General features: G+C 53.0%; 23 protein-coding genes. 11 read left to right on the forward strand and 12 right to left on the reverse strand.

From position 1 onward, the window contains the following. Window positions 1–36: 36 nt before the first annotated feature. The 5 genes from EYB48_RS07375 to EYB48_RS07395 all read right to left on the reverse strand — a co-directional run bounded on the left by EYB48_RS07375 (window position 37) and on the right by EYB48_RS07395 (window position 6284). Window positions 37–1176, reverse strand: a complete 1140-nt coding sequence (locus EYB48_RS07375) for a BMP family ABC transporter substrate-binding protein (protein ID WP_162019902.1) — start codon at window positions 1174–1176, stop codon at window positions 37–39. A gap of 59 nt (window positions 1177–1235) precedes the next feature. Continuing rightward, on the reverse strand, window positions 1236–2147 hold the full coding sequence (locus tag EYB48_RS07380; RefSeq protein WP_162019668.1) for an ABC transporter permease: 912 nt from the start codon (window positions 2145–2147) through the stop codon (window positions 1236–1238). A 3-nt stretch (window positions 2148–2150) separates the two neighbouring features. Beyond that, window positions 2151–3176, reverse strand: a complete 1026-nt coding sequence (locus tag EYB48_RS07385; RefSeq protein WP_235934989.1) for an ABC transporter permease — start codon at window positions 3174–3176, stop codon at window positions 2151–2153. A gap of 31 nt (window positions 3177–3207) precedes the next feature. Further along, entirely contained in the window at window positions 3208–4788 is a 1581-nt protein-coding gene (locus EYB48_RS07390; protein ID WP_328823296.1) for an ABC transporter ATP-binding protein, read from the reverse strand. Between the two features lie 227 nt (window positions 4789–5015). Beyond that, complete coding sequence (locus tag EYB48_RS07395; RefSeq protein WP_162019671.1) at window positions 5016–6284, reverse strand: glycerate kinase type-2 family protein; 1269 nt, start codon at window positions 6282–6284, stop codon at window positions 5016–5018. 41 nt (window positions 6285–6325) lie between these two features. On the opposite strand from EYB48_RS07395, the gene EYB48_RS07400 reads away from it, so the two are divergent. The 6 genes from EYB48_RS07400 to EYB48_RS07425 all read left to right on the forward strand — a co-directional run bounded on the left by EYB48_RS07400 (window position 6326) and on the right by EYB48_RS07425 (window position 14700). After that, window positions 6326–7522: a serine hydrolase domain-containing protein gene (locus EYB48_RS07400; RefSeq protein WP_202927713.1), complete on the forward strand. Its 1197-nt coding sequence runs from the start codon at window positions 6326–6328 to the stop codon at window positions 7520–7522. A gap of 9 nt (window positions 7523–7531) precedes the next feature. Beyond that, window positions 7532–9001, forward strand: a complete 1470-nt coding sequence (locus EYB48_RS07405; protein WP_235934955.1) for a metallophosphoesterase family protein — start codon at window positions 7532–7534, stop codon at window positions 8999–9001. 442 nt (window positions 9002–9443) lie between these two features. Then, window positions 9444–10640, forward strand: a complete 1197-nt coding sequence (locus EYB48_RS07410; RefSeq protein WP_162019672.1) for a hypothetical protein — start codon at window positions 9444–9446, stop codon at window positions 10638–10640. Between the two features lie 10 nt (window positions 10641–10650). After that, window positions 10651–11064, forward strand: coding sequence for a type 2 periplasmic-binding domain-containing protein (locus tag EYB48_RS07415; protein ID WP_235934991.1), 414 nt, complete (start codon window positions 10651–10653; stop codon window positions 11062–11064). 238 nt (window positions 11065–11302) lie between these two features. Then, complete coding sequence (locus tag EYB48_RS07420) at window positions 11303–12892, forward strand: methyl-accepting chemotaxis protein (protein ID WP_162019673.1); 1590 nt, start codon at window positions 11303–11305, stop codon at window positions 12890–12892. Window positions 12893–12954: 62 nt separating this feature from the next. After that, on the forward strand, window positions 12955–14700 hold the full coding sequence (locus EYB48_RS07425) for a methyl-accepting chemotaxis protein (RefSeq protein ID WP_162019675.1): 1746 nt from the start codon (window positions 12955–12957) through the stop codon (window positions 14698–14700). 79 nt (window positions 14701–14779) lie between these two features. Here the strand turns inward: EYB48_RS07425 and EYB48_RS07430 are convergent, their stop codons facing one another. Together EYB48_RS07430 and EYB48_RS07435 are read right to left on the reverse strand one after the other, a co-directional pair. Further along, window positions 14780–15385 carry an ATP-dependent Clp protease proteolytic subunit gene (locus tag EYB48_RS07430; RefSeq protein ID WP_268895139.1) on the reverse strand — a complete coding sequence of 202 codons (606 nt, stop codon included), beginning with the start codon at window positions 15383–15385 and terminating at the stop codon, window positions 14780–14782. A 17-nt stretch (window positions 15386–15402) separates the two neighbouring features. Further along, complete coding sequence (locus EYB48_RS07435; RefSeq protein WP_162019678.1) at window positions 15403–16599, reverse strand: M20 aminoacylase family protein; 1197 nt, start codon at window positions 16597–16599, stop codon at window positions 15403–15405. A gap of 942 nt (window positions 16600–17541) precedes the next feature. On the opposite strand from EYB48_RS07435, the gene EYB48_RS07440 reads away from it, so the two are divergent. Together EYB48_RS07440 and EYB48_RS07445 are read left to right on the forward strand one after the other, a co-directional pair. Further along, window positions 17542–18123: a hypothetical protein gene (locus tag EYB48_RS07440; protein WP_162019680.1), complete on the forward strand. Its 582-nt coding sequence runs from the start codon at window positions 17542–17544 to the stop codon at window positions 18121–18123. A 63-nt stretch (window positions 18124–18186) separates the two neighbouring features. After that, window positions 18187–18567: a hypothetical protein gene (locus EYB48_RS07445; protein WP_162019682.1), complete on the forward strand. Its 381-nt coding sequence runs from the start codon at window positions 18187–18189 to the stop codon at window positions 18565–18567. Window positions 18568–19194: 627 nt separating this feature from the next. On the opposite strand, the gene EYB48_RS07450 is transcribed toward EYB48_RS07445, so the two are convergent. The 5 genes from EYB48_RS07450 to uraH form a co-directional block, all read right to left on the reverse strand. Continuing rightward, window positions 19195–20037, reverse strand: coding sequence for a DUF817 domain-containing protein (locus EYB48_RS07450; RefSeq protein WP_162019683.1), 843 nt, complete (start codon window positions 20035–20037; stop codon window positions 19195–19197). 53 nt (window positions 20038–20090) lie between these two features. Then, window positions 20091–20585 (reverse strand): ureidoglycolate lyase, encoded by a 495-nt coding sequence (locus EYB48_RS07455; protein WP_162019685.1) that lies wholly within the window; start codon window positions 20583–20585, stop codon window positions 20091–20093. A 72-nt stretch (window positions 20586–20657) separates the two neighbouring features. Next, a complete protein-coding gene (alc, locus tag EYB48_RS07460; protein WP_162019686.1) occupies window positions 20658–21683 on the reverse strand; it encodes an allantoicase in 1026 nt (341 codons plus the stop codon). A 10-nt stretch (window positions 21684–21693) separates the two neighbouring features. After that, window positions 21694–22914, reverse strand: a complete 1221-nt coding sequence (locus EYB48_RS07465) for a urate hydroxylase PuuD (RefSeq protein WP_162019688.1) — start codon at window positions 22912–22914, stop codon at window positions 21694–21696. Window positions 22915–22952: 38 nt separating this feature from the next. Continuing rightward, the gene (gene uraH / locus EYB48_RS07470; protein WP_162019690.1) at window positions 22953–23318 is read right to left on the reverse strand and encodes a hydroxyisourate hydrolase; all 366 of its coding nucleotides are present in this window, start codon (window positions 23316–23318) and stop codon (window positions 22953–22955) included. 251 nt (window positions 23319–23569) lie between these two features. Here uraH and EYB48_RS07475 point away from each other — a divergent pair, with 251 nt between their 5' ends. Genes EYB48_RS07475 through uraD form a run of 3 tightly spaced genes read left to right on the forward strand, consistent with a single transcriptional unit; the run spans window position 23570 to window position 25775 of the window. Next, complete coding sequence (locus EYB48_RS07475) at window positions 23570–24295, forward strand: GntR family transcriptional regulator (RefSeq protein ID WP_162019692.1); 726 nt, start codon at window positions 23570–23572, stop codon at window positions 24293–24295. Continuing rightward, a complete protein-coding gene (gene puuE / locus EYB48_RS07480; RefSeq protein ID WP_162019693.1) occupies window positions 24292–25251 on the forward strand; it encodes an allantoinase PuuE in 960 nt (319 codons plus the stop codon). Before EYB48_RS07475 ends, puuE begins: the two co-directional genes overlap by 4 nt. Continuing rightward, window positions 25248–25775 carry a 2-oxo-4-hydroxy-4-carboxy-5-ureidoimidazoline decarboxylase gene (gene uraD / locus EYB48_RS07485; protein ID WP_162019694.1) on the forward strand — a complete coding sequence of 176 codons (528 nt, stop codon included), beginning with the start codon at window positions 25248–25250 and terminating at the stop codon, window positions 25773–25775. Before puuE ends, uraD begins: the two co-directional genes overlap by 4 nt. Window positions 25776–25861 lie beyond the last annotated feature (86 nt).

Below are 25861 nucleotides of genomic sequence, written 5' to 3' on the forward strand. Positions count from 1 at the left end.
GTAATTAAGCTGAGCTCAGCTTAGATCAACCTGGTATTAGCCCGGAACCTTACCGTCCACGCCTTCCACATAGAACTTCACTTCATGCAGGAATTTGTCGTCTGCCACGGCATCTTTGCCCAGCACTTCTTTACCGGTATTGTCTTTGATCGGACCTTTCCAGATGGGTGCTGTGCCATCGATCACACCCTGACGACGTTCTGCGATGAGTTTTTTGACTTCATCAGACAGCGTGGCATTGAAAGACTTGAGGTCTATCATGTTTTCTTTCAGACCCCACCAGGTAGTGTCTGATTTCCATTTGCCTTCCAATACTTCGCCTACGCGTTTGTTGTAGTACACGCTCCAGTCTATGGTAGAGGCGGCTACGTGGGCTTTCGGACCGAACTTAGTCATGTCGCTGTCCCAGCCAAATGCGAGCACGCCTTTTTCTTCTGCAGTCTGCACCACTGCTGCGGAATCGGTATTTTGCATCAGCACGTCCACGCCCTGACCGATCAGGGTAGTCGCTGCTTCGCGTTCTTTGCCCGGATCAAACCATTTATTGACCCACACGACTTTGGTGGTGGCATTCGGATTTACAGAGCGTGCGCCCAGTGTGAAGGAGTTAATATTGCGCAGCACTTCAGGAATCGGTACCGAAGCGACCACACCCAGCTTGCCGGATTTGCTCAGCTTACCGGCAGCCACACCGGCCAGATACGCGCCTTCATAAGTACGCACATCGTATTGCGCCAGATTGGCTGCGGTTTTGAAGCCGGTCGCATGTTCGAATTTCACATCCGGGAAATCCTTGGCGACTTTGACCATCGCTTCCATATAGCCGAAGGTGGTGCCGAAGATCAGCTTATTACCCTGGCTGGCCAGATCGCGGATCACGCGTTCTGCATCGGCTGCGCTTTCCGGAACGTTTTCGACGAAAGTGGTTTTTACTTTTTCGCCATACTGTGCCTCGACTTGCTTACGGGCCGCATCATGCGCGTAAGTCCAGCCTGCATCGCCGACCGGGCCCACGTAAATGAAGGCGACTTTCAGTGCTTCTGCGCTGTTGGCAGCGGCGGCACCGGATGCTGCGGAAGCAGCTGGCTGCGCTTCGTCTTTCTTGCCGCAGGCGGCCAGTCCGAGTACGGCAAACGAGATCGCAGCGACCAGGGTTTTTCTACGGGAGATTGTCATCATGGACTTCCTTCAGTGAACAAAACAATAAATGCATTTGAAAATCAACAGCATCGTCATTAAGGACGGAATGGCTTACCCAGCGAGGCTGGCATATTCAGGCGTATCCAGTCAGGATTACGCGAGATCAGGACCAGCACCACGATGGTGGCAACATAAGGCAGCATAGACAGGATTTGCGATGGAATCGCTATCCCTATCGCCTGAAAATGAAATTGCAGGATAGTCACGCTGCCGAACAGTAAAGCACCGAGCAAGACCCGTGCCGGACGCCAGGTGGCGAAGGTAGTCAGCGCCAGAGCGATCCAGCCGCGACCCGCGACTAAACCTTCCACCCACATCGGGGTATAGATAATCGACAGATAAGCACCGGCGATACCGCAGCAGGCGCCGCTGAACAGCAAGGCCAGAAAGCGGATACGCAATACCGGATAACCGAGCGCATGGGCCGATTCCGGCGCTTCGCCAACCGCACGCAACACCAGTCCGGCGCGGCTGCGGTACAAAAACCAGATCAATCCGGCGCACAGCAGCAGGCTGAAATACACCGCCAGATGCTGATCAAATAAGGCTTTACCGACAAAGGGCAATTGATTCAGCACTGGAATGCCGTGGCTGCCTGCAGGCAGTGACTGGCCGACAAAAGACTGACCAATGAAAGCCGATAAGCCGGTGCCGAAAATAGACAAGGCCAGCCCGGTCGCGACCTGATTGGTTGCCAGCGACAAGGCCAGCCACGCAAACAGCGTCGCCATCAGCATGCCTGCGACTGCGCCTGCGGCAAAGCCCAGCCAGGGATTGTGGGTCTGGTGCGCAACTGCGAAACCGACGATGGCCGCGACCAGCATCATGCCTTCTGCACCCAGATTCAGCACACCTGCACGTTCATTGATCAGCAGGCCGAGTGCGGCGATCAGCAAAGGGGTGCCGGAATTGATGGAGGCAGCAATTAAAGAAGCAAAATTTTCCATGACTTATTTTTTCCAGCGCAGACGGTAGTGGATGAGCGTGTCACAGGCCAGCAGCATGAACAGCAGCATGCCCTGGAACAAGCCGGTGATGGCCGATGGCAGACCCAGACGCGATTGCGCCATTTCACCGCCCAGATAAAACAGCGATAACACCAGACCGCCAAAGATGGTACCGATAGGATTGAGGCGGCCGATAAACGCCACGATAATCGCGGCAAAACCATATCCCGGCGAGATCGACGGCAGTACCTGACCGATAGGGCCAGTCACCTCAAACGCACCGGCCAGTCCGGCGAAACCACCGGAAATCAGCAGTGAAGTCCAGAGTGCATTGCGGCTGGAAAAACCGGCATAACGGGCCGCCAGCGGTGCCAGTCCACCCACTGTGAGGCGGTAACCGGCAAAGCTGCGATATACGAATACCGCCATCGCGGCCGTTGCTGCCAGCATCACGATAAAACCGATATGCAGACGGCTGCCGGAAAACAGATGTGGCAGCAGATATTCGCTGGAAAAGACTTTGGATTGCGGGAAGTTCATGCCATTCGGATCTTTCAGCGGGCCATTCACCGCATACATCAGGAATAACTGTGCGATGTAAGTCAGCATCAGTGACACCAGAATTTCATTCGCATGAAAGCGGTCGCGTAACAGCGCTGTGATACTGGCCCAGCAGGCACCACCGGCGACGCCAGCCAGTGAAGCGGTAAGTAACACCAGCCAGGGGCTGGCACCACTGCCCTGATCGAAAAACAGCACGGTGGCACCGGCGGCCAGGCCGCCAGCGATCAATTGTCCTTCCGCGCCGATATTCCACACATTGGCGCGGTAACAGACCGATAAACCGAGTGCACACAGCACCAGCGGTGTGGTTTTCAGCAGCAGTTCCGAGATTGCCGACAGATTACGCAGTGGTTCCAGCAAAAACACTTGCAGACCGGTGACAGGATTTTTTCCTAAAGCGATGAATAGCAAGGCGCCGCATAAGATGGTCAGCACCACCGCCAGCAGCGGTGAGCAATACGCCATCAGGCGCGATGAAGCAGGTCGTAATTCCAGTTTAAACACGTTCAGCCTCCTGTGCCGGCTGCACCGCATTCACGCTATTCCCACCATCTTCACTATTCCATAAACCACTCATCCATAATCCTATCTGTTCGCGGCTGGCTGCTGCGCTGTCAATTGAGGGAGACAGCCGGCCTTTGGCGATCACATGCATGCGATCGCATAAGCTGAATAACTCATCCAGTTCTTCCGAAATCACCAGCACCGCACAACCGGCGGCGCGCAGCTTGCGGATTTCACTGTGTATCTGAGCCGCGGCACCGATGTCCACACCCCAGGTCGGTTGCGCCACGATGAACACTTCCGGTTCACGCGTGATTTCGCGCCCGACGATAAATTTCTGCAGATTGCCACCCGATAAACTGCGAGCCAGCGCGGCCGGCCCGGAAGCTTTGACGCGGAAACGCGCAATGATCGCAGCGGCTGCATCGATGGTGTGGGCAAACTGGATCATGCCGTGCCGCACGAACGGTGCGCGCTGATGCGACAGCAGCATATTGTCGGTCAGGCTCAGTTCAGGTACCGCGCCACGTCCCAGTCTTTCTTCCGGCACCAGGCTTTGCTTTAAGGCGCGCCGCGCCGCCGGTCCGCGATTGCCTACCGCTTTATCCTGCAGCCGTATCATGTCGGCTTTGGCACGCCGGTCTTCGCCCGATAAGGCGGCCAGTAATTCCTGCTGTCCATTGCCGGACACCCCGGCAATACCGACGATTTCACCGGCATGGACAGCAAAGGAAATGTCGTCCAGTGCAGTGGCAAACGCATGGGATTTGGGCAGACTCAGCCCCTGTACCACCAGCTTGGCCGCACCGGTGGTTTGCGGGCCGTGATCGGTATGGCTGACTTCAGTATCACCTATCATCAGGCGCGACAGACTGGCTGCGGTTTCCTGACGCGGATCGCAATGGCCAGTGACTTTACCCATACGCATTACGGTTGCGGAATGGCAGAGTTCGCGGATTTCATCGAGTTTATGACTGATGTACAGAATACTGCAGCCTTCAGATGCGATCTTGCGTAAGGTCACAAACAGCTTCTGTACTGCCTGCGGGGTCAGCACGGAAGTGGGTTCATCCAGGATCAGCAATTGCGGTTTGGTCAGCAAGGCGCGTACGATTTCCACCCTTTGCCGTTCGCCCACGCTCAGGGTATGCACATGACGGTGCGGTTCCAGCTCCAGACCATAATTCTGACCAGTCTGGCGTATTTGCTCCGCCAATTGCGCCATATCGATGCCGGGTTCCAGTCCGAGTGCGATGTTTTCGGTCACGGTCAGCGTATCAAATAGCGAGAAATGCTGAAACACCATGGATACACCGAGTTTGCGTGCGGCCTGCGGCGAACTGATTTGCACGGTTTGTCCATTCCAGCGCATCTGACCGGAATCAGGTTTGACTGCGCCGAAGATGATTTTCATCAGGGTAGATTTGCCCGCACCGTTTTCGCCCAGCACGGCATGAATTTCGCCCGGCGCCACGCGCAGGCAAATGTGGTCATTGGCGACCACGGAGGGATAGCTTTTGCAGATGTCAACGAGTTCCAGCCGGGAACCGGTGATTGCAGCGGTTGAGGTCACATTATCCTTTCCAACCAGGAAAACTGGTACTGGCCACATGCCTGAACCGGCCAGGACATGGGTCCGGCCAGCAGGGTGTCAGCAGAAAATTCAGCAGAAAGCCGGAAAACCGGCATGAAATTCAACAACAACAGCGTTTTCAGGGTAGGGATGTGGCATGCGCTACAACATCATGAAAACTGCATATTGTGTATTCGGGCAGCATTATAAATGCCAGCGGCCTGCTTTCACACAATCAATATCGCCCTGAAATCATTGACATTGGTACGGGTCGGGCCAGTAATGATCAAATCATTAACAGCTTCAAAAAAATGATAGGCATCGTTGTTTTCCAACATCGCCCGGCCAGCAAGATCCAGTTCCTGCGCCCGTTGCAGCGTATCAGGGCCGTAATACGCACCCGCATTGTCTTCGGTACCATCGATGCCATCGGTATCGCAGGCCAGTGCATGGATGCGCGGATGGCCCGCACAGGCCAGTGCAAAACTCAGCAAAAACTGGGCATTGCGGCCACCACGGCCCTGGCCGCGTACTGTGACACTGGTTTCCCCGCCCGATAACAGCACACAGGGCGCCTGAAAGGGCTGACCATGCTGTGCGACCTGGCGTGCCAGCGCCGCATGCATCAGACCGATATCAGCCGCCTCGCCTTCGATTTCATCGGACAGGATATAGGCCGCGATGCCAGCTTCACGGGCTTTGGCTGCAGCCGCCTGCAGCGATTGTTGTGCCGTGCTGATGATGTGATGCGTATGCCCGTGGAAGCGTGGATCGCCGGGCTTGGGGGTTTCAGCCGCGCCGCTGTGCCAGTCTGCTAATACGCTGTCAGGCAGCGCGATCTGATATTTTTGTATGATGGCCAGTGCCTGAGCACAGGTGCCGGGATCGGGCAGGGTGGGGCCACTGGCAATCACGTGCGCCTCATCACCGGGCACGTCGGAAATCAGCAAGGTCACGACACGCGCCGCTCCACACGCCAGCGCCAGGCGACCGCCTTTGATGGCGGACAGGTGTTTGCGCACGCAATTCATTTCACTGATGCTGGCACCGCTGCGCAACAGCGCTTTATTGATCGCCTGTTTTTCTTGCAGCGTGATGCCGGGTGCCGGTAAGGCCAGCAAGGCTGAACCGCCACCGGAAATCAGGCACAGCACCAGATCTTCCGCAGTCAGGCCCTGCACCTGTTGCAAGATGCGTTGTGCGGCTTGCTGTCCGGCCGCATCGGGTACCGGATGGGCGGCTTCGATGACTTCGATCTGCTGACATGGCGCACCATGCCCATAACGTGTCACCACCAGCCCGGACAGCGGTCCCTGCCAGTGCTGCTCTACCGCCAGCGCCATGGCTGCGGCCGCTTTACCGGCACCGATCACGACGGTGCGGCCGTGCGCAGGCGGACTGGGCAAGAATGCAGGCAGACGCTGGCTGGCGCTGGCAGCAGCCACCGCGCAGTTGAACAGGGAATGCAGAAATTGGCGTGGGGACGAAATAGTCATGGCGTAGAGGAGTAAGATGACGGTTTTGCGCAGATCAGCGCATGACTCATCTTAAACCTATGTCTTACGATTTTGCTCAAGTAAATGCAACGATGCAAAAGTATGTGGACCGCCAGATACTGGCGGGTGTCTCCACTGCGGTGCTGAAAGGTCAGGATCTGGTGCATCTGCATTGTGCCGGGTGGGCCGACAAGGAACACGACATCCCGCTACGCGAAGATCATTTGTTCCGGATTTTTTCTAATACCAAGCTGATCACCTCGATGGCGATCCTGCTGCTGGTGGAAGATGGCAAACTGGGACTGGATGATCCGGTCGACCCCTATATTCCGCAGTTAGCTAAGCGCCGCGTCTTGCGGCCGGATGCACGCAGTCTGGACGATACCGAAGCGGCGCACTCAGCGATCACGATACGCCAGTTGCTGAACCATACTTCCGGCCTCGGCTATGGCTTGCTCGATCATGGCAGCCTGCTCTACAAAGCCTATAACGAAAGACGGGTGCTGAACGCATTTCAGACCCTGGCGGAGATGATCACTTTATTGGAAGACTTGCCGCTGAACTTTCATCCCGGCAGTGCCTGGCAATACTCGATCGCAACCGATGTCTTATCGCGCGTAGTCGAAGTGGTCAGTGGCAGGGATTTCGATCAGTTCCTGCGTTTGCGCATCTTTAATCCGCTCGGTATGGACGATACCGGCTTCTATGTGCCGCAAGCTCAGCTCGGCCGTCTGACTGCGTATTACAGCGGCGCCGATCCGCAAAATATCCTGCAGCGTGGTTTGCGCAGGCTGGATAAATCGCCGTATCCGGGTGCCTTCACCCAGCCAGTCGCGCGCTTGTCGGGTGGTGGTGGCCTGGTCTCCAGCATGCACGACATGCTGGCGCTGATGCGCACTTTCCTGCCGGGTGGCGATGCGATCCTGAAGCCGGAAAGCATGGCCTTAATGATGCAGAATCAGTTGCCAGCCGGGACCGGCATCAGCTTTCCGGGCATTGGCAATGTACCGAACAAGGGCTTCGGTCTGGGCGGCGCGGTTACCCTGCAGCCGGATGTGAATGATCCGCCTTCTTCAGCGGGTGAATTTGAATGGGGTGGTATCGCGGGTACGCATTGGTGGATCTCGCCGCGGCATCAGATCGCCGGTGTGCTCATGACGCAGAAACTGATGAGCTTCTGGCATCCGTTTTCATTTGATTTTAAACGGCTGGCTTATCAGGCCGTCGGCGCTAAATAAGGATTGCATATGCAAAAACTGAGTCAGCAAAAACTGAGTAAGCAAAAAAACAGAATGCGCGTGCTGCTGCCAGCACTGACGCCCGCGCTGATGTTGATCTTGAGCGCATGCAGCAGCTTGCAGCAAGCACCTCAGGTAGACAACACGCAAGCCGCTGCCGCTGTGCAAAGTAGCTGGGTAGTGTTGGGTGAACAGGGCCAGCCAATTGCGCGTGCCGTGACCAGCGCGGCCAGTTGTCCCGACATCGTGCAGGATGGTCAGACGAGCGCCATGCAATTACGTGCTGGCGCTGAAACCATCGCGCAGCGTAAAACCGCGAGCAAGCCGGAAGATTCCAAGCCCTCCGCGTTTCCGGTACTGACTTGCGAAGCGCTGCTGAAGCCTGGCGTGCAAAGCGCCAGCATCGCAGGCCAGGCGCTGCCTTTGCCTAAGCCAGTGGCGCAGAAAATTTTAGTGATTGGCGATACCGGTTGTCGTTTGAAAACTGCGGACAATTATTTTCAGTCCTGTAATGACAGCGATAAATGGGCATTCCGTCAGATGGTGACAGCTGCGGCCCGCCTGCAACCGGATCTGGTGGTACATGTGGGGGATTACCATTACCGCGAAAACGCCTGCCCGGAAGGCAATCCTGAATGCGCGGGTAGTCCCTGGGGCTATGGCTGGGATACCTGGCAGGCTGATTTCTTTGCACCGGCTCAGGCTTTGCTGAAAACGGCACCCTGGGTCATGGTGCGTGGCAATCATGAGACTTGCGTACGCGCCGGACAAGGCTGGTGGCGCTTACTCGATCCACGCCCTTTGCAGGCTGGGCGCGATTGCAATCTGGCTGTGAATGACAGTCAGGGCGATTACAGCCCGCCGTATGCGGTGCCGCTGGGTCGTCTGGATGGTCAGCAGGCGCAGCTGATCGTATTCGACTCGTCTAAAGTGCCGTACAAAGTGTTGGCCAAAGACGATCCTGTGTATGCCACCTACATGCAGCAATTCAAGCAAGTGGATCAACTGGCTGAGCAGGCCGACTTTAACTTCTTCATCAACCACCATCCCATCCTGGCGTTTGCGGTGGAGCGCGGCAAGAGCGGGGATTTGAAAATCTGGCCCGGTGCGCTGGCTTTGCAGGATGTGATGCAGCAGACCCATCCGGTACGTCTGTTCCCGGAAAAAGTACAGGCCACGCTGGCGGGCCATGTACATTTATTCGAAGCCTTAACTTTCAGCACCGGGCAGCCGACCCAGTTTGTGTCCGGTAATGGCGGTTCTTCACTGGATTTTCCTTTGCCCATGCCTTTGCAGCCGGGAGCCACGCCGCTGGCCGGCGCCAGTGTGGACTTCTTCACGAATTCCAATGATGTCGGTTACATGCTGATGGAACGCAAGGGACAACGCTGGATTATTCAGGCCTGGAATCTGGCTGGCCGTTTGCTGGCGGAGTGCGACATGCACAATCAGCAGACACAATGCCGTGTCCCATCCTGAGTTAATTTCTGACTGATCCTGAGTGCATGACGCAGCGATTTCGCGTCATGCACTCAACTTCCAACTTTCTACGCTCACTTCCCCACCCCGGCTGTTCTGCTTCCTGGCCCACATGCTTTGGCTGCATGCGTGAGTCAGTGCATGGACTGCGCCAAATGTGGGAAGTCACGCTTTTTTTTAGTGCGCTTCTGTCGGCATTTCGCCACGAAAGTGTCAGAAATGGTGAAATGTTCTGGTGAACTTGCGTGCTATCCATTAACTTGAAATCAAGAAATCTTTTGTTGTATCAATGTAATTTCCATAGAGAAATTTTGGAAGATAAGCGGCTTTTCATTATTGCTTCATATTTCAGTCTTACTATTAAGAAACAATATTTTAGAGTTTCAGTTCTATTGGGAAATATTTTCAGAAGATAAAATGAAATCACTTTCAAGGAGATAGTATGAAGTTGAAACCTGTTGTCGCTATGTTAGCGATGTCTGTAGTGGCCTCTGGCGCCTGGGCAGACGAAAATTCGAATTTCACCCTGAGTGGTTTCGGCACCGCCGCATTGACCCGTAGTAACACTGACGATGCTGAATTTGCACGTCTTGGTCAACTGGCCGGGGTTAAATCCTCTGCAAAAACCGGCGTGGACTCCAACTTTGGTTTGCAGGCGACGTACAAAGCCAATGACTGGATATCTTTGACTGGTCAAGGTCTGGTCAGCAAGCATATCACCGACGAATACGGTGCAGAACTGACCTGGGCATTTGCCAAATTTAAGGCTTCTGACAAGCTGAATATCCGCGTTGGTCGTATGGGCCTGCCGGTCTACATGATTTCTGACTACCTGAATGTCGGTTACTCCAATACCTTCCTGCGTCCGCCGGTTGAAATGTACAGCCAGGTCAATCTGCAAACAGTAGATGGCGTGGATGCGATTTACCAGACAGATTTTGGCGATACCACCCTGACCAGCCAGTTCGCTTTGGGTAAATCTGAATCAAAAGGCACTGGCAATAGCTACACTGCGAAATTCAGTCAGGTAGCGGGTATCAATCTGGTACTGGAAAACGGCCCATTTACTGTGCGTTTCGGCCATATCACGACTAAGTTCAGTGTGGACGATTCTGCTTCACTGAATGCAGTGCTGGGTGGTCTGGAAAAATTCGGTTTCACTTCTGCTGCGAACGATCTGCGCCTGAAAGATAACAAGGCCTCGTTCACTTCGCTGGGTCTGGGTGTGAACTGGAAAAACATCATCGTCCAGTCTGAGTACGGCGTCCGTAAATCGGAAAGCCGCAGTCTGCCGGATACCACATCCTGGTACACCCTGCTGGGCTATCGCTATGGTGCGTTCACGCCTTACTTTGTCCATTCTGAAGTGAAGCAGGATACCCCTCGCACGATGGCAGGTCTGCCAACGACAGGTCCTCTGGCGGGATTGACAGCGGGTGCAAATAACTTTGCTTCCCTGACAGCGGTGCAATCCAGTAACAGCATCGGTCTGCGCTGGGATTTCCATAAGGCTGCGGCTTTGAAAGTGCAGTACGACCGTCTGACTCCTAAAGATGGCGCCGGTACCTTTGTTAATCCTACACCAGGCTTTAAGGGGCCGGTGAATGTGATTGCAGCAGGCATCGACTTCGTATTCTGAGGAGGCAATGATGAAATTTATCTTGAATAAAGCGACTGCTGCTTTAGCTCTGATGGTAGCTGCAGGTCTGGTACAGGCTGGCGAAATCGTGGTGATTGTGAATCCTGCGAATCCAGCGACCTCGATGACAGCGACCCAGGCATCCCAGTTTTTCCTGGGTAAATCGGCCATGTTCACACCGGTTGATCAATCCGAAAGTTCAGCTATCCGCGCCGAATTTTATAAAAAAGTCTGCGATAAAGATCTGGCTGAAGTGAAGGGTATCTGGTCCAAGCTGGTGTTTACAGGTAAAGCCGCCGCACCGAAAGAGTACAGCTCGAACGCTGAGGTGAAAAAAGCAGTTGCAGCGAATCCGACTGGCATCGGTTACATTGATAAGTCTGCTGTCGATTCCACTGTCAAAGTTATTACTACCTTGCAGTAATAGTTGAGTCCTGATCCGGCTGCACTTGGTCTGTGCAGCCGGATGATAAGTACAAGGAAAGTCAAACCAGCTTTGCTTTCCTTTTTGTATTTTCACTTTGCAGCATCTAAGCTAAAGGAGATTGCGGCCTGTTAGGTGTTATGTGTTATATGTTTGGGCATGTCATCGCTCAGTCTGAAAAATTCCTGATTTATCCGTTTTAAGCAATCTTGATGGCCTTACTTTTTTGGGGAACACCATGAAGTTGTTTTACGATTTGCGCATTGCGTCCAAGCTGTATATCGGTTTTTTTTCTCTATTGCTGCTGACAGGTGTGCTCGGCGTTTTTTCAATTTATCAGCTGTCTGCAGTGAATCAGACTACGGTTGATCTGGGTGGTAACTGGATGCCCAGCGTGAACGCGGCAATGGGCATAAAGGAACGTATGTCGCGCCTGAGAACTCAGGAAATGCAGATCGTGTTATCGAGTGGTGATAACAAATCCATAGAAAAGTATAAGAAGCGGTTTGATGATTATGTGGCTGAGTTGCATCAGTATGAAGCAGCATATGAAAAACTGATTACCGTCGATGCCGACCGGAAGCTGCTTCAGGAGTTTAAGCAAAAGTGGAGCCTCTACCTGGTAGAAAACGGCAAGATCATCGACCTGTCCCGGCAAAACGACAAAGACAGTGCGCTCGCTGAGTTAAGGGGCACCTCGTCGACTCTGAATGCAGACATCCTCGCCTTGGCTGATAAGATGGTCAAACTGAATGTAGAAGGAGGGCGGGCTTCTTACGATGACAGTGCGCGTATCTACCAATCATCACGTAACTGGATCTTGGCGGTACTGGCGCTGAACGTGGCGATAGGCATGACGCTGGCTTACTGGATAGCCAGGATAGTCTCTACACCTTTACAACATGCGGTAAAGCTCGCGAAAACTGTCGCTTCGGGTGATCTGACCAGTCGCATAGAAAGCCATACCAAAGACGAGACCGGTCAGTTGCTGCAGGCGTTGAAGGAAATGAATGCCAGTCTGTTGTCGGTGGTGGGTCAGGTCAGGGCGGGCACCGACACTATCGCTATTGCTTCGTCAGAGATCGCTGCAGGCAATATGGATTTATCCTCGCGTACTGAAAGTCAGGCCGGGTCGCTGGAAGAAACGGCTTCTTCGATGGAAGAACTGACCTCTACCGTCAAACACAATCACGACAATGCACGCCAGGCCAGTCAGCTTGCGCATTCCGCCAGTGAAGTTGCGCAGCGTGGTGGCAAAGTGGTGTCCGATGTGGTCACTACTATGGATTCCATCAATACCTCATCCAGACAGATCGTGGACATCATTTCTGTGATAGATGGGATCGCTTTCCAGACCAATATTCTGGCACTCAATGCAGCTGTCGAGGCTGCCCGTGCGGGTGAGCAGGGACGCGGTTTTGCTGTGGTTGCTTCTGAGGTGCGCAGTCTGGCGCAACGCTCAGCCGATGCCGCGCGCCAGATCAAGACGCTCATTACCAGTTCTGTTGAGCAGGTAGAGCAAGGCAACCGCTTGGTCAGTGATGCCGGTAAAACCATGCAGGAAGTGGTCGAAAGCGTGCGGCGCGTGAGCGACATCATCAGTGAAATTACCGCAGCCAGCAGCGAACAGAGTGCAGGCATAGAGCAGGTCAACACAGCTGTGGTGCATATTGATCAGATGACGCAGGAAAATGCAGCGCTGGTCGAACAGGCTGCAGCAGCGGCCAGTTCTTTGCAAGAGCAGGCCGCCAATTTAAGCAAGGTAGTCAGCGTATTCAGGCTGGACCCGACTGAGCGCCAGTTTTCAACTGTGGCGCTCAACCGATAGATATAGCCATGCCGCATCCTGGATGAAACAGGAGCGGTTCAGTATTTTATGTGGAGTTAAATATGATGTTTTTTAAAAATCTAAAAATCAGTGCCAAGTTACTGACAGGCTTCATCGCACTGTTGATATTGACGGCTTTAATCGGCTTTTTTTCTATCTACGAATTAGCGCGTGTGAACCAGTCGGCAACAGATCTGGGAACCAACTGGATGCCCAGCGTTAAAGCAGCGATGGGAGTGAAAGAACGCTTGTCGCGCCTGCGTGCGCAAGAGGCGCAAATGGTATTTGCAGAAAACCCGGAAGAGGTCGCTAAGTACGTCAAACGCTCAAAAGAAGCGATCACTGGCTTGAAAGAAAATGAACAGGAATATAGCCGCCTGATCAGTGAGCCGGAAGAGCGCAAGCAGTATGAAGAATACAGCAAGCTGGCGACAGAATATCTGGCAATCTCTGAAAAAATGATGGGGCTGGCAACTGCCGGGAATGGCGCGGAAGCCGTGGCAGTTTTGCGTGGAGAATCCTCGAAAAGCAATGCCAAATTGCGTGATCAGGTCGACAAATTAGTGGAATTGAATGCCAATGGCGGTATGGCTGCGTATAAGGGAAGTATTGCAGTTTATGAGCGCTCGCGCGTGCTGATACTGATTGCGCTGGCAGTCAGTATCGTGATTGGTCTGACGCTGGCATTCTGGATTGCCGGTATTGTGTCGCGTCCGCTCAGCTACGCAGTGCAAGTGGCGCAAACGGTGGCAGCTGGTGATCTGACCAGTCAGATCGACGTCCGCAGCAGTGATGAAACCGGGCTGTTGCTGAACGCCTTGCGTGAAATGAATGAGAGCCTCAAAAAAGTCGTCACGGAAGTGCGCCATGGTACCGATGAAATCAGTCATGCCGCGTCCGAAATCGCCCATGGCAATATGGATTTGTCTAACCGCACCGAATCCCAGGCCAGCTCCCTGGAAGAAACCGCATCGTCGATGGAAGAGATTACTTCAACCATACAGCACAACGCGGACAATGCGCGTCAGGCCAATCAGTTATCCCATTCCGCATCGGAAGTCGCACAGCGTGGCGGCCAGGTGGTGTCTGAGGTGGTGCATACCATGGGTTCGATCAATGAATCGTCCAAGAAGATTGTCGACATCATTGCGGTGATCGATGGTATCGCGTTTCAGACCAATATCCTGGCGCTGAATGCCGCTGTTGAAGCTGCACGTGCGGGTGAACAGGGTCGTGGCTTTGCGGTGGTCGCTTCCGAAGTCCGTAATCTGGCACAGCGTTCCGCCAATGCCGCCAAGGAAATCAAAGAACTGATCAATGATTCGGTCGAGAAGGTCGAACAGGGTACACGTTTAGTCGATCAGGCCGGCAGCACCATGAGTGAAGTGGTCGACAGTGTGAAGCGGGTCAGTGACATCATCAGCGAAATTACCGCAGCAGGTCTGGAGCAAAGCGCCGGTATCGCGCAGATCAATGATGCGGTATCGAACATGGATACCATGACCCAGCAAAACGCAGCACTGGTTGAGGAAGCGGCTGCATCTGCCGCCGAACTCAGTGAACAAACCAATCGTCTGAGTGCCGTCGTGAGTGTGTTTAAACTGGATGCTTACAGCGCACCGGCAGCCAGCCGTCCTGTAGCCGCAGCTGCCAAGCCAGCATTCAAGTCAGCTTCTAAGCCAAGCGCTAAACCAGCACAGACCAAGTCTTTACCGCGTCCGGCAGCACCGGCACGTAAGCCAGCACAAGCCACACAAGGGGCAACTGCATCGGCCAAACAGGATGAGGATGGCTGGGAAGAATTCTGATCCCGCAGTTTAAGAAAACAAAAAAAAATGGCAGAGTTAACTCTGCCATTTTTTTATGGAGTCTCGTATGGAGGCTCGCTTAGTTCAGTTCGCCCTGACGCACGATAGTGCGCGAAATCAGACCGTATTCTTTGGCCTCTTCAGCGCTCATCCAGTAATCGCGGTCGATATCATTGGTGACGCGTTCCAAAGACTGGCCAGATTCACGTGCGATCAGTGCGGAAATGCGTTCGCGTACTTTGACGATTTCACGTGCCTGTATCGCGATATCAGTGGCCTGACCACCGCAACCACCACTAGGCTGGTGTATCAGGAAGCGGGTATTTGGCAAGCAGACGCGGCGTTCTTTTGGTACCGACAGGAACACGCTGACCGCGGCGCTGCCGACCCAGCCTGTGCCGACCATATTCACCGGTACATCGATGAATTTCACCATATCATGGATCACATCGCCGGATTCCACATGACCACCCGGGGAAGACACTAACATGGTGATAGGATCTTTGGATTCTGCTGCCAGTGCGATCAGGCGTTTGCTGACTTCTGCCGCCAGTTTATCGTTGATGGTGCCAAACACCAGCACGGTGCGGGACTGGAAGGCTTTTTCTTCGAGGAAGCTGCTGCGTTGCGCTTCGTTAGATTCTTTTTCGTCTGCCATGTTATTGCGCTTTCTAGTTGAATTCAGAGGGTGGATATGAGGGTTCAGGCGGTTTTTTTCAAGTAGTTCTCTGCCAGTCTGACCCAATAGGTCGCGCCGACAGGAAGCAATTCATCATTAAAGTCGTAGCTCGGATTATGCAGATTGCATGGGCCTAAGCCATGACCGGCATCGCGGTGTGATCCTTCGCCATTCCCGAGGAAGACATAGCAACCAGGTTTGGCTTGCAGCATAAATGCAAAATCCTCTGCACCCATGGTGGGTTCAGTATGGGCATCGACTTTATCTGCACCCACCACAGCGCGCATCACCTCGGTAGCAAATGCCGTTTCCGCTGCGTGGTTAATCAACGGTGGATAATTGCGCTTAAAACTGAACTCGACTTCTGCGTCAAAGGCGGCGGCCGTATGTTGAGCGATGGTCTGCATGCGTCGTTCGATCAGATCGATCATCTCAGTGCTGAAGGCGCGCACGGTACCGATCAGCGTCGCTTCATCCGGTATCACATTAGTCGCGCTGCCGGAGTGAATCTGCGTCACCGACAACACCGCCGATTCCAGCGGACTGGCATTGCGGCTGACGATGGTTTGCCAGCTTTGCGCAATCTGTATCGCTGTCATGATCGGGTCTATGCCCTTATGCGGTTGCGCTGCATGTGCACCTTTGCCGCGTACCGTCACATAAAATTCATTGGAGGAAGCCATCATAGGCCCAGGCGTGACGGCGAAATGGCCACTCGCAATGCCGGGCCAGTTATGCATGCCGAACACCGCCTCCATAGGATATTGCTCGAACAAGCCATCCTGCATCATGGCGCGCGCACCGCCACCGCCTTCTTCCGCTGGCTGGAAAATCAGATACACGGTGCCGTCAAAGTCGCGATGCTGCGCCAGATATTTGGCCGCACCCAATAACATCGCGGTATGACCGTCATGGCCGCAGGCATGCATTTTCCCTGCATGGCGTGAGGTATGGGCAAAGGTATTCAGCTCTTGCATAGGCAAGGCATCCATGTCGGCACGCAGGCCAATCGCACGCGGGCTGTCACCATTGCGGATGATGCCCAGCACGCCGGTTTTACCCAGCCCGCGGACTACCGGTATGCCCCATTGCGTGAGCTGGTTCGCCACGACTTCAGCAGTCCGGTGTTCTTCGTAGCAGAGTTCCGGATGCGCATGGATGTCGCGCCGTATTTCTTGTATCTCTGATTGAAATTGCAGTATAGGATCGATCAGTTTCATGTTGTCTCCCTCGCAGCGCACCCAGGCTTTGTGAAAATGCACGGTCTGACCGGTCTGCATGTTGCCAGTCATTCGGTCAGCAGATAATGGGGGTGGCTGATTTGATATGGGGTCTACGATACCAGATTCTCTGTCGACCTACATGCCTAGATGCAATAGCAGGCAGGAACCCGGTGCAGTTCGTGTTATGGACTTGGGTGATGACGGGTATACGAATAATAAAGCAGACAGTTATGCTGCACTGCCATATAGTTACACCTGTCTCCTCCAACACCTCCTAAGGTTTGGATTTAGCCCGCAAGCGTCTCGCTCGCGGGCTTTTTTTTTCTCTTTTTTCGAATCCGCTGAGACCATTAAGATATCGCCATTTAAACTCGGTTATCAGTGATTTCTGTGTAAATCGGACAAATTGGCAGCATAATTTCTTTGTGGAAATGAAAAGTCTTTTTATTATGTTGACGCTGTTGAGTACTGAATGTCAGCGGATATTCGATTTGTGAATGTTTGATATGCAAAAAATTCAGTTGGTGAATTTGGTGCGCTGCGATATAGTTACACCTGTCTCCTCCAACACCTCCTAAGGTTTGGATTTTAGCCCGCCACTAGCGGGCTATTTTTTTATCTGTACGCTTTTCAGCGTTGTTCCCCCTTTTCTTCCCCTGGCTTCCCACACATTCTCAAGCTTGCGCAATTCCTGCGCCTTGAGCAAGCCAGCACTGCTTTGCTGCAATTGCTGCAGGTGATCTAGAAATTCTTGACTTTGATGCCTATGCCACAGCCCAAGGAATGAAAAATTCCAGAGGGTAGCAAGAGATGCTAATCTTGAAACAGGTTCACTCGATGATGCATGCCCATGCATGATTCAACGCAGTTGAGCACTCTGTCATCAATGCATACGTACCAAGTAAAAACGAAAGAACTGCTATGTTTTTGAGATACTTAATGCTGATAGCAATAGGCTTTTTTATGTTGAGTGGCTTTGCACATTCAGCAGAGCGTAGGCAGGAAGATCATGAACAACTTAGCGTTGTTGACCTTGAGAGTGGGATTCAGTTGGATCTTTCCTTGATTAAAAATCAAAAAAATCAAGTCTCTTCTCTGCTATTCAAAGTCAAAAATAAAAGGAGTTCAGAGAATCTGAGGCTCAAGTTGCCTATTCCAGATCAAGGAATTTTTCAATTTGATATATATACAAAAGATGGAGAATTAATTTCAAAGCCCTATTATTCTCCACCGATATTAAAGGAGTATATGCTTCCCAATACGGTACGCCCAATTGAGGATCGGGAAGTGGTACTAAAACCAGGTCAAGAGATGCATTTCAGTTTTGCAATTTCTGACTTGTTGGACCAGGCAAAAGTCAATGAGCGTGAATTTAAGGGGAATATTAGTGTAATCGGCATCTTTGAGTGGCGTAATGATGTTCCCAATTACGCCAAATCCAAATCAATCTTTAATAAAGTACAAGGTGCAATGGTTTACGCAGAAAACGTGGATTTTTATAACAGCGCAGGGAAAAAGTGAAAGATAGTTCATGGCTGCTTAGATGATGGCGAGCGTACAAATTTTTGATTCAAGGCAGCGACAATGCAGTTCTTATTTTTCGAAGGAAGAATGTTGAGCATTAAAAAATTAATAGCGTGGTTATTGCTCATGCTTGCGGCCTGTCTTGCCTATTCATTTTTATTTGGCTTTATTGGCTCATTTTTTACTTCTAAACCTACTGATGAATTTGGTGGACTCTATATTTTCATCATCTTGTATTGGTTTTTTCCAAAATTTTTTATCCTTACTGGAATCCCTATCGCTGTTTCACTGGCTATTCCACTTGGCGCTTTAAAAGAGAATAAAGGATGGAAAACTGCAAAAAATTTCTTTCGTATATTCGGCTTGAGTATGGCATTAATCCTTCACGTGTATCTGATATTTTCCATATTGTATTCGAGTGAAATAAGCGTATTAAGGTGATCACTTGTGAGTAAATCGTAGAGCTAAGCCTGGATATTGTTCTGGTAGCTAAGACTGGGCAGGTCATGCCAGCGAAAGTTGAACATAGTTATAGATATTTAAATGAAGATTGGAAAAATGTAGGGATTTTCAGAAGAGAAGAAGAGAGAAAATCAGGGAAGTATGCAATCTATAAACCTTTTGAAAATGTCCGATTAAAGTGAATGCAAATACGCAGAATGACGAAATCAACATGTGAGGGAAGAGGTGGGGAATAGATTTGTACCGATTGATGTATGCCATTGCTCAATCAGCACAGCTACAGCAAGCATGAAGACCCCGCGCATTCATTTCGCGCCACCCACTTAGCGTGCACAAGGCAGCAGCGATGCCTGAGCAATCACCTCCTTGCATTATTCTGGTTTGCGCCTACACGCGCGCCGTGGCCAAGCCAGTTTGTGCACTGCAGCCCATGCGGGAAAACCTCAGGTATAAGTATGGCGAATAGCTGGTATACGAATAATAAAGCAGACAGCTATGCTGCACTGCCATATAGTTACACCTGTCTCCTCCAACACCTCCTAAGGTTTGGATTTTAGCCCGCAGCTAGCGGGCTATTTTTTTATCTGCACGAAAATCCTTGCTGCCTTAATCCGGGATGTGTATGTCCTGCTTGATATGCTTGAGATTGGCAATGATGGTGAAACTCATGATGACCAGCAGGCTCCACGAGCTCCATTTGCTGACATGAACGGCAGACCATGCACCGATCTGATTCGGATAGCGCCAAATACCAAAAAAAGTCCCCAGATTTTCTGCCAGCCAGATGAAAAAACCGATCAGGATGAATGCCAGGAACAGGGGCATGCTACGGGTGGTGTGCCAGGTGCGGAATTGCACGGTAGAGCGTGCATACAAGCCCAGCGCACAGGCTGCCAGATACCAGCGGTAATCGCCTATGTAATGATGGCTGAAAAAATTCACATAGATCAGGAGGGCGATCAGTGTCGCCATCCAATAGCTGGGGTGGTGGCGTATGCGCAGATCAAACAAGCGCCATGCCTGAATGATATAGCTGCCTACGCTGGCATACATGAAACCGCTGAACAAGGGGACGCCCCAGAATTTTGTATAGGCGGCGTCCGGATAAGCCCAGGATTGAATACTGCCTGAGACCTTGAATACTTCCAGTGCAAATCCCGCCACATGAAACAAGGCGACGGCTTTCAGTTCATCCAGCGTTTCCAGCTTACTCCACAGCATACCCAGCTGTATGGCGATGGCGATCAGGAACAACAAATCATATCTTGCTATCCCCAGCCAGCCTGATTTGGGTACCAGTAGCACGGAAGCGAAAAACAGACCGGCAAACAGGCAGGCACGCGCTTCTTTGATGCCGAAATACAGAAACTCCAGGCAGCCGTGCGCCCAGCCCTGCAAATTGGCTGGCGGCGGTTGATGCAGATAGCGGTCTATGGAACTCAGTGGCATAGCGGTGGACAGACGTGGACAGAGGTGGATAGAGGTCGGCAGGCGACCCGCTATTATCCCAGCATCCAGCTGCCATCCAATGTAATTTCATCGCAATTACTGCCCTGACCTATCCTGTCCATCACCAGAAAATCGCTGACGCTGTTTAGCGCGATCAAAGGGTGGTGCCAGACGCCTTTGCCATAATTCACGCCTTGCCAGCCGCGTGCGATAAAGGCGCACATTTGCTGAGGGTCGAATTCTCCTGCAGGCGCAACCACGATCAGATAGGTGTGCTCAGGGTCTGTGCTCAGCGGCACAAAGGCCTGACTGCCGAGCGGATGGCGTTCCATGATCTCTATGGCTAGCGGCAGGCTGCGCGGCTGAGCGCGGAACAGGCTCAGGATGGTTTGTCCGCCTTCGCTCTGGGTATCGGCACAGGCGAGCGCATGATAGCGTTCAGTCGTGCCCTGGTTGATCGGATAGTGGCGCGCACCTTCCAGCATAATGACTTCGCCAAACGGGGCAAAGGCTGCGCGGCTCAGGGGTTCGGGGATGAGTTGTGGCATAGCGGGCTCCGCTTCATTCTGGTAGCGGGCTGCAGCGCAATTGCTACGTTGCTGCCCGCTGTGCAGTTGGTGTTATTCAGCCTTGAGTTGGGCCAGTTTGCCGAGCAGGCGCAAGCGTGACACGCCGCCATCCGGGAAAATATTCAGACGTATGTGGGTGATCACGCCGAGTGACTGCACTTCACTGCTGTAGACATGCTGATGGTCCATTTGCAGTTTTTGCGGTGCCAGCAATTCCGGCCAGAACATAGACTGGGTGATCAGCGAAGTCTCTGTACCACCTTGCATGGCGGCGGCCTGGATAGAGCAGCGGTCCGGGTAGTTACCTTTGAAATGGCAGGTATCGACCTCTATCTGTTCAATCACACCGGGATGCGCGAGTGCGATGATGCACCAGTCATTGCCAGGCTCGCGACGGCGCCGGGTTTCCCAGCCATCGCCCATATTCACGCCACGGCCAGGCATCAGCAAATTAGATGCGAGTCCGAAATGCTGATTATTGCTGGCCACTACATAGCCACCATTTTCCATCGCGATCAGATCATGCAGCGCATTTGGATCTGCCGCCGACCAGTTATTGTCTGGCTGCGCATACACGCGCAGACGCGCGACGCCGCCATCCGGATAGATATTGAGGCGGATGTGGCTGTAAGTCTGCTCCGCATCGATTGCATGATAATGGTGGCTGTTGCCTTGTAAATTCACCGAGGGCAAAACCTCGTGCCACACCGTGCTGGCATCCGGCTCACCATCGGCCACCAGGCAAGCCTGCAGGGAAGCCGCAGGCGGATAATTGCCGGTAAAGTGGCTGGTGTCGATGTCCACGCCTTTGAGTATGCCGGGACGTGCCAGTCGCACCACACACCAGTCATAGCCGTTGACGCGCTTGCGGCGGGATTCCCAGCCATCCATCCATTTGCCGTTGCTATCGTATTTGCCGGGGATGAAGACAGCTGGTTCCGGGTTCAGCATGCGTGCCATTTCGGCGAAAAAATCATCGCTGCAACTCAGGGCGCGTGCGCCCAGGCGCGCATCAGCCAGATTCGGATAGCGACGGGAAAATTCCGGTGCGTTCGGGTCCAGGGTAATAATAGCCATCAGAAGTTCCTTAAGGTTGCGTTGCAGGCCGCTGCTCTGCCCAATGGGCAATCAGCGCGCGTTCTTGTTCAGTGATTTGGGTGAGATTACCGAGTGGCATCAGTTTTTGTTGTACCACCTGTTGGTAAATCAGTTGCGCTTTGGCTTGTATCTGTTCCGGCGTTTCCAACAGCAAGCCTTTGGCCGGGCTATCCATCATGGTCGGCTGGCTGGAATGACATTGCACGCAGCGCGCCTGAATCACGCCCTGCACCTGAGCCAGCGTGACCGGAGCTGTCCCTGTAGCTGCCCCATTTTCTGTCGTGGCCGCAGCCGGTGCGCTGACTGGACGCGGTGCTATCCAGGCTGCAATCGCTGCCAGCAGCGCGATCGCGATCAGCGGATAAGCCAGCTGATTTTTTCCTTTGTGACGCAGGATGAAATACTGACGTACCAGTACGCCGGCCAGCATGATGACGACCAGTACCAGCCAATTGTGCTGAGCGCTGTAAGTCATGCTGTAATGATTCGACAGCATGGCGAATAACACTGGCAAGGTGAAATAGGTATTGTGCACACTGCGCTGTTTGCCACGTTGTCCGTGTACCGGATCGACAGGGTCACCGGCGCGCATGGCAGCTACCACTTTGCGCTGGCCGGGAATAATCCAGAAAAACACATTGGCACTCATGATGCTGGCCATCATGGCTCCAACGATCAGAAATGCAGCGCGCCCCGAAAACAGATGGCAGGCGCTCCAGGCCGCCAGTACCACTAAGGCCACGATCAGTATCGACAGTAATTGCTCTTTTTTCGCCAGCAAACGGCATAGCGCGTCATACACCAGCCAGCCCACGATCAGGAAAGCGAAGGCTGCCGTGATGGCCAGTGCCGGGCTCAGCTGAGCGACCGCAGGATCGATCAGATAGCTGCGCGCATTGAAGATATAGACCAGCAGGAACAGCGAAAAACCGGATAACCAGGTGCTGTAAGATTCCCAGTAAAACCAGTGCAGCTGCTCCGGCAGACGCGGTGGCGCGCCCAGATATTTTTGCGGATTATAAAAACCACCGCCATGCACGGCCCACAATTCACCGCCTACGCCTTTATCTTTCAGCTGCGGATCGAGTGGTGCGGTCAGATGATTATCCAGCCACACAAAATAAAACGAAGAGCCTATCCACGCAATGGCTACGATGACATGCAGCCAGCGCAGCAAGAGATTGGCCCAATCTAACAAATATGCTTCCATGAAACGTCCTTAAGGGTCGGGGCGGGCAGCCTGAGGGCTCAGCTGCCGCGGTAGGTCGAGTAAGACCAGGGTGTGCAGACCAGAGGCACGTGGTAATGCGCGTTAGCGTCGGCAATCGCAAAGCGCAGCGTGACGATGTTCAGAAAAGCCGGTTCCGGCAAGTCCGTGCCCAGCGCGGCGAAATAAGTGCCGATATCAAAGTCCAGCTCATAGGTGCCGCTTTCCATCGTGTCCGCTTCCAGCAGCGGCTGGTCGCAACGTCCGTCGGCATTGGTGAGGCGGCTGCAGATCAGCGTCCTGCCATGCGCATGAGGACGGTATAAGTGCACGCTGATGCCGCGTCCCGGCTTGCCATGGGCGGTATCGAGCACATGCGTGGTCAGCCGTCCGGTGTGTGATCCCATATGCTTCCTTCCTGAAATGTGGTGAGTCACCAGCTTGCCACTGTGCTTAACGGTGATGCTGTAGCAGACTGGGCAAACTTGGAAAAATTGTCGACAATCTTAAACTTTTGAATTTAGGCATGTCAAACAAAACCCTTAAATACAGCGGTTTGGCGCGCATTTGCCACAGAATTTAAAATTTATCCGGTCTGTGTATGTAAAAATTGTCGACAATCGTGATTAAATAAGCGCAAATTCTGATGTTGAAAATTATGTCTGCTACTAAAACTATCTCCAGACTCAGCGTCGTCACCGAAAGCGGCAACGACAAAGAGCAACGCATGTATCGTGATATCTATGACGCCATCATGGATCATCGCCTGCCTGCACGTACTAAGCTCACGGAGCAATCTCTGAGCCAGATTTATGACATGGCCAGACATGGCGTGCGCAAGGTGCTGGGCCAGCTTGCGCATGATGGACTGGTCGATCTGGAGCCCAATCGTGGTGCATTTATTGCGAGTCCGGATGAAAAAGAGGCGCAGGATATGTTTGAGTTGCGTCAGTCGCTGGAGCAGCTGGCGCTGGAAAAAGCCTTGCAGCAAGCGTCGACTGAGGACATCCGGCAATTGCGTCAGATGGTGGAGCGCGAGCGCCTGGCCTATGAGCAGGGTGATCGTCCGCTCTGGATACACTTATCGGCCGACTTTCATATCGAGCTGGCGCGCCTGTCAGGCAATGATTTGCTGGTCGATATGCTGCGCCGCCTGGTCTCACGTACGACCTTGCTGATTTCCAGTCAGGAAGTGCCGGCTACCCGTCCCTGCTCTTTCGACGAGCATTTGCGGGTGGTGGAAGCACTGGAGAAAAAAGATAAAAAAACTGCCCTGTCAGAAATGGCACAACATTTGCATCAATGCGCATGTCGTACCCCGAAAAACGCTGGCAAGGGTTTTGATCTGAAAGCCGCACTGAAACCCCGGAAAATCCAGAAATGAATACTACCGTCACTTACCCACGTGATCTGATCGGTTATGGCCGCGATGTCCCGCATGCTAACTGGCCGGGACAGGCCAGAATCGCCGTTCAGTTTGTTTTGAATTATGAAGAGGGCGGTGAAAACTGTGTGCTGCATGGTGATGCCGCTTCAGAGCAGTTTTTATCGGAAATCGTTGGTGCTGCTGCGTATGAAGCCCGTCATATGTCGATGGAATCGATTTATGAATATGGCTCACGCGCCGGGGTCTGGCGTATTTTGCGTGAATTTGAAAAGCGTCAGTTGCCGCTGACCGTGTTTGGCGTCGCGATGGCCTTGCAGCGCCATCCTGAACTGACCCAGGCGTTTGCTGAACTTGGCCATGAAATTGCCTGCCATGGTTTGCGCTGGATACATTATCAGCACATGGATGTAGCCACCGAGCGCGCCCATATGCAGCAAGCGGTGCAGATACTGCGTGAGCTGACCGGTCAGGCGCCGCTGGGCTGGTACACCGGACGTGATTCGCCGAATACCCGCAGGCTGGTGGTGGAGCATGGCGGTTTTGCTTACGATGCCGATTATTACGGCGATGATTTGCCATTCTGGACCGAAGTTGAAACCAGTCAGGGCGAGCGCAAACCGCATCTGGTGGTGCCTTACACGCTGGACAGCAATGATATGCGCTTTGCCACGCCGCAGGGCTTCAATACCGGAGATCATTTTTTCCAGTATCTGAAAGACAGCTTTGATGTCTTGTACGCAGAGGGCGATCCGGCGGGTGACAATGCGCCCAAAATGCTGTCTGTCGGTATGCATTGCCGTTTGTTAGGCAGACCCGGACGTTTCCGTGCCTTACAACGCTTCCTCGATTATGTGCAGGCGCATGAGCAAGTCTGGATTTGCCGCCGTATCGATATCGCGCAACACTGGATGCAGCAGCATCCGTATTCGTCTGACAAGGGTAATCAAGCATGAATCAAGCTCAAACCATACGCCTGCAAGCGCTGAATCAAGCTGAACCGGCAGAATTTGTGCACATTCTGGGCGGCATTTTTGAACATTCACCCTGGGTCGCGGAAGCGGTACTGCCACAACGTCCATACGCCAGCGTGAAGGATTTGCATGCCGCGATGGCGGCTGCAGTCCGCGCTGCCAGCGAAACCGCGCGTCTGACCCTGATACAGGCCCATCCTGAACTGGCTGGCAAAGCTGCCATTCGTGGCGAGCTGACCGCCGAGTCCACGCGGGAACAAAGTGGTGCCGGCTTGAATCAGTGTAGTCCGGAAGAATTCGCGCAATTGCAGCAACTGAATGCCGATTACAACAAAAAGTTCGGTTTTCCTTTCATTATCGCTGTACGCGGGCATGACAGACAAAGTATCATCCGGCATTTTTCGCAGCGCATACAGGCGTCACGGGACCAGGAAATGCAGGAATGTATAGAGCAGATCGCCAGGATCGCCGCTTTCCGGCTGGCTGACCTGATACCGGCAGACTGAGTCCGGTCTGATACCGGAGCCGGGCTGCACAGAATTTTTTAGGACTTACGCAAAACCGCCCCAGCTGCGTTATGGCTCCTTGTCGT

Origin of the sequence: Cognatundibacterium crateris (genome assembly GCF_010078235.1) — a bacterium.
Taxonomy (GTDB): Bacteria; Pseudomonadota; Gammaproteobacteria; order Burkholderiales; family Burkholderiaceae_D; genus Undibacterium; species Undibacterium crateris.